The organism is Neisseria sp. HMSC067H09, assembly GCF_001814135.1.
Taxonomy (GTDB): Bacteria; Pseudomonadota; Gammaproteobacteria; order Burkholderiales; family Neisseriaceae; genus Neisseria.
The window spans coordinates 1-4,368 of the sequence record NZ_KV814862.1; the positions used below are offsets into that span (position 1 = coordinate 1).

The 4,368-nt window shown below is 43.9% G+C and carries 4 protein-coding genes and 1 riboswitch; of the genes, 2 read left to right on the plus strand and 2 right to left on the minus strand.

Annotated elements, in window-relative coordinates; genetic code table 11:
- Positions 1-93: 93 nt before the first annotated feature.
- Positions 94-777 (minus strand): 7-cyano-7-deazaguanine/7-aminomethyl-7-deazaguanine transporter, encoded by a 684-nt coding sequence (locus HMPREF2954_RS01740; protein WP_045073314.1) that lies wholly within the window; start codon positions 775-777, stop codon positions 94-96.
- A 75-nt stretch (positions 778-852) separates the two neighbouring features.
- Positions 853-1,326: a preQ(1) synthase gene (queF, locus tag HMPREF2954_RS01745; RefSeq protein WP_045073316.1), complete on the minus strand. Its 474-nt coding sequence runs from the start codon at positions 1,324-1,326 to the stop codon at positions 853-855.
- Between the two features lie 4 nt (positions 1,327-1,330).
- Positions 1,331-1,375, minus strand: a riboswitch (PreQ1 riboswitch).
- A gap of 462 nt (positions 1,376-1,837) precedes the next feature.
- Here queF and HMPREF2954_RS01750 point away from each other — a divergent pair.
- Positions 1,838-2,332 carry a MarR family transcriptional regulator gene (locus HMPREF2954_RS01750; RefSeq protein ID WP_045073318.1) on the plus strand — a complete coding sequence of 165 codons (495 nt, stop codon included), beginning with the start codon at positions 1,838-1,840 and terminating at the stop codon, positions 2,330-2,332.
- 50 nt (positions 2,333-2,382) lie between these two features.
- A complete protein-coding gene (locus HMPREF2954_RS01755; RefSeq protein ID WP_045073320.1) occupies positions 2,383-3,831 on the plus strand; it encodes an efflux transporter outer membrane subunit in 1,449 nt (482 codons plus the stop codon).
- Positions 3,832-4,368: the final 537 nt, after the last annotated feature.

A 4,368-nucleotide genomic window follows, 5' to 3' on the forward strand; every position in this document is an offset into this window, starting at 1 on the left:
GGGGATGTCCAACTTTTGGGGTGCAGTTCAAACCGAATTTGAGGTTTCAGACGACCTTTTTTTGATACGGGTACGCAGTTTTTAGCGTTCCTTTCAGTTTTCTTGTAAAGAAACCGTCTGTTTGGCGAGGGGAGCAGAATGTAGTGTCGTCAACTTCTTCGTCAAGATATTCAAAATCACACCGTAGGCCGGCAGGAAGAAGAGGGTGCAGATAGCGAGTTTGAACAGATAATCGACAAAAGCGATGCCCTGCCAGCTTGCCGCCATAAATTCATCGCTGCTTGCGTAGAAGGCAATGGCGAAAAATACCAATGTATCCAGGGCGTTGCCGATGACGGTTGATGCGGTCGGGGCGATCCACCACGCTTTCAGACGACGTAATTTGTTGAACACAAAAATATCAAGGATTTGTCCGAGTGCGTAAGCGGCAAAGCTGGCTAAGGCGATGCGTCCGACAAAGGTATTGAATTCGGATAGCGCGCCTAAGCCTGTCCAACTGCCGTCGTGGAACAAAACGGAAAAGATGTAGGAAAGCAAAAGGGCGGGGAACATGACCCAAAAGATAATTCGCCGTGCCAAGTGCGAACCGAAAATGCGGACGGTCAGGTCGGTGGCAAGGAAGATGAAGGGAAAGGAAAACGCGCCCCAAGTGGTGTGAATGCCGAAAATTTGGAAGGGAAACTGTACCAGATAGTTGCTGGCGGCAATGATGAGGATATGGAAAAGCACCAGCCAGAAGAGTGCCTTCTGTTGTTGCGCTGTTGTAAATTCGTACATGGAAATCTTTCGGAAAGGCTTTCAGACGACCTTTTTGTGAAAAAGGTCGTCTGAAAATGCGTAAAAGGGGATGGATTATTGGCTGTCGTGTTCAAACAGGCGTTTGCGTGCCAATGCTTCGAACTCGGTACCTGCCTTGCCGTAATTGGCAAAAGGATGAATGGCGATGCCGCCGCGCGGTGTGAATTCGCCGAAAACTTCGATGTATTTCGGATCCATCAGGGCAATTAGGTCTTTCATGATGATGTTGACGCAGTCTTCATGGAAATCGCCGTGGTTGCGGAAGCTGAATAGGTAGAGTTTCAGGGACTTGCTTTCCACCATTTTGATGTGCGGGATGTAGCGGATGTAGATGGTGGCAAAGTCGGGCTGCCCGGTCATGGGGCAGAGGCTGGTGAATTCGGGACAGGCGAACTTGACGAAATAGTCGTTGTCGGGATGTTTGTTGTCGAATGCTTCGAGAATTTCGGGAGCGTAGCCGGTCGGATATTGGGTTTTTTGATTGCCCAAAAGAGAGATGCCTTGCAGCTCTTCGGTATTGCGGGACATGAGGGTTTCCTTAGTTTTTTAATGTGGGAGGTTTTCGAACCACGAAAGGCGGATTGTAATATAAGGCAGGGGTGATGTGTAACCTTTATGCAGCATCGGGGATCGTCTGAAGATATTCGCAATTAAACGATTTGAATTGTAAACGCAATTTTAAAAAATGATTAAAAATGTAATTTTTCAAATGATTGCTTTATTTTCAGCTTATTTCTGTCAATTGCGGGTAAATGAGGCTATGTGGTAAGAACTAAGCAGATGTTTGAAAGTTCTAAGAGTCGGTTTGATGGAAGACAAAAATGGGTAGTTCGCTCGAATGCAAATAATGTTTTATGCATAAAAAGTACCACTCGTTATTAACTTTAACCGATTGTCAGATTTTCATCAGAAGAATAGTCAATTAGATTAGTATGTTCACATAAAATAAATATTTGGTATTTTGATTCAATGATTTTTTCATCGTTGCCCTCGTCGGAAGAGCGCAGCGATTGAAGTTGGTAATTAAGAGGAATAAACCATGAGTTTTTCACAAACCGATTTGACCACGGCATTAAAAACCCTATCTGACCGCCTGCCTCAATTTTCCGAGCAGCAGACCAGGGCTGGACGGATGTTGCGAGTCGTAACCGAACGCCTCAGTTCGCATCTGAATGACAATCTGAAAGTATATGGTATCAATGAAAACCTCTGGTTTGCCTTGATGGCGGTTTACGTCAGCCCGAACAGTGAAATTTTGCCATCACGCTTGAGTGATTTGATGGATCTGACCCGTACCAGTGCAACCCGATTGTCGGACGAAATGGTTAGCCGAGGCTGGGTTGCACGCTATATCAACCAGCAGGACCGCCGTCAGATTGTGCTAAAATTGACCCCCGAAGGTGAGGTTTTTATCCAAAAAGTATGGCCGCAGGTTTCCAGTACGAGCCAAGAGGCTTGGAAAGATTTCACCAATGAAGATTACAACCAGTTGCAATATTTGTTGGGTAAGCTGCTGCGCCGGCTGGAGGGCTGATAAAGCGGATGCAGGATGTGGCGGATACCGATGATAAAACGGAGTATTCCATGAAAGCCAATCCCTACAAACAGGGAATCTGTATCGCTACCGCCATTCTACTTTCTGCCTGCGCTCAATTCGGTAAACAGGCTCCTTTGGAAGAACCTACCAATTACGGGCTATCTGAAGGTAAGTCTGCAGCCATGGTTCAAGATGCGTGGTGGATGCAACTGAACGACCCAAAACTTAACCAATTAGTTGCACTCTCTATCCGTAATGCTCCCGATTTGCGTATTGCTAAGGCGCGCTTCGAACAAGCACAAGCGCAGCTGGGAATCACTGAAGCCGCAAGCAAAATGCAAATCGGGTTGTCCGTGCGAGGGGTGGGAGCATATGTTGCCCCTAAGCCTTCATCTGGTCATATTGATACTGATCATACCTTATTATTGGCAAATACTGCTTTACAGGGTACTTGGTCGTTTGACTTCTGGGGTAAAAACCGGAAACAGGCCGCATCAATATTAGGAAAGCGAAAGGCCATTCTATACGAGGCTCATCAAACGCGTATTGATATCGCCAATGCGGTTGCATCACAATATTTCACATGGCAGATGTTGTTAATACAACAAAATCTATTATCCGAGCGTATGGAAACTGCAGACAAGATGCAGCAACTGATACGCAGAAGGATTAATGCCCGCCTGGCTTCTGCAGAATCGCTTTATCCGGTTGAAATGCAACAGCAAAGTATGCAGTTGGAAAAACTGGAGTTGGAGCGCCGAATTGCTAAAGTGCGTCATGCTTTAGCAATATTAAGCGGGATAACCCCTGACGGTTTATCTTTGTATATAACTGAAAAAATGGCAGCAGTTCCTGTTGTTCCAATCAATAAAATCCATGCAGATTTATTGGGCGCCCGCCCAGATATTGCGGCACAAAAAGCTATGTTGGAATCTCGGTTCAATACGGTTAAAGCGACAGAAGCTGAGTTCTATCCCAATATAGAACTCAAAGTTTTGGCAGGTCTGGCACATATTGATGCTTTTAATGTTGTACGAGGGCGTACATCGGGTATGATCGGCGTACTTCCTGCCTTAAATCTGCCAATTTTTACTTCAGGAGCATTGCAATCTAAGTTGGCAGGGCGGCGTGCCGAATATAATGAACAGGTAGCCCTTTATGACCGTACTGTTTTAAATGCCATGCGTACTGCTGCCGATGCGGTTGTTGACTATCAAAATATGCAGAAACGACAAAGCATTTGGGAGAAAATGCAGGAAACTGCAGAAAGAACAGTCCGTAATGCGAATAGTCGTGTCAATGCGGGATTAGATAATGGTCTATCTGCTCTGCAAAAACAGAACGAACTTCTCCAATTAAAAATGCAGAAAGCACAATATCAAGCTGAGTCATTGATTGCATGGAGCAATTTAAATACCCAATTAGGCGGAGGGTTTAAGCTTGAACCTTTGGGACGGAATGTCTCAAAAAAAAGTACAGGTAAAAAGATACGCTGAGGAAATTAATGGCAGCTTGTTAATCAAGCTGCCATTTTTGTTTTCTCTTGATTGCTAATAGAGTATAAGTGGATTGGTAAAAACTAGGGAATGTAAAGACAGTTTTATAGAAATGCCAATATGATCCTCAACCAACGTATTATATTAGTTTTCCCTTTGGTGTATTTGAACCATAGGGACAGATTGTTTAGGAGCGATGACTAGGTTTCAAATCATGTTTTGCTTGAGAAAAACACAAAACCCGTTACTTAAAAGCAGCGGGTTTTGTGTTTTTCGGTTTTGAGTATCTGATATAAGGGGAACAGTATGTCTCGTATATGCGCACTCCAATAAGATAGGAAAATGAAGAGGGGGATCGTTGTTTAATGACTCGAAGCAGGACGGCATCCGAGTAATTGGCATTATATAATAATAGTAATTATTATCAATAACAAATTTTTAAAATTAAGATAACTTTTTGAAAGATATGAAAATTATTTTTTGGGGTTGAGTGAAGGCCAAAGTATAGTAAATTAAAATCAAAATAGGACAGTAGCG

Bases quoted from the DNA above. Each gene is read 5' to 3' on its own strand.
- HMPREF2954_RS01740 (WP_045073314.1), bottom strand. From the start codon at position 777: ATGTACGAATTTACAACAGCGCAACAACAGAAGGCACTCTTCTGGCTG.
- queF (WP_045073316.1), bottom strand. From the start codon at position 1,326: ATGTCCCGCAATACCGAAGAGCTGCAAGGCATCTCTCTTTTGGGCAAT.
- HMPREF2954_RS01750 (WP_045073318.1), top strand. From the start codon at position 1,838: ATGAGTTTTTCACAAACCGATTTGACCACGGCATTAAAAACCCTATCT.
- HMPREF2954_RS01755 (WP_045073320.1), top strand. From the start codon at position 2,383: ATGAAAGCCAATCCCTACAAACAGGGAATCTGTATCGCTACCGCCATT.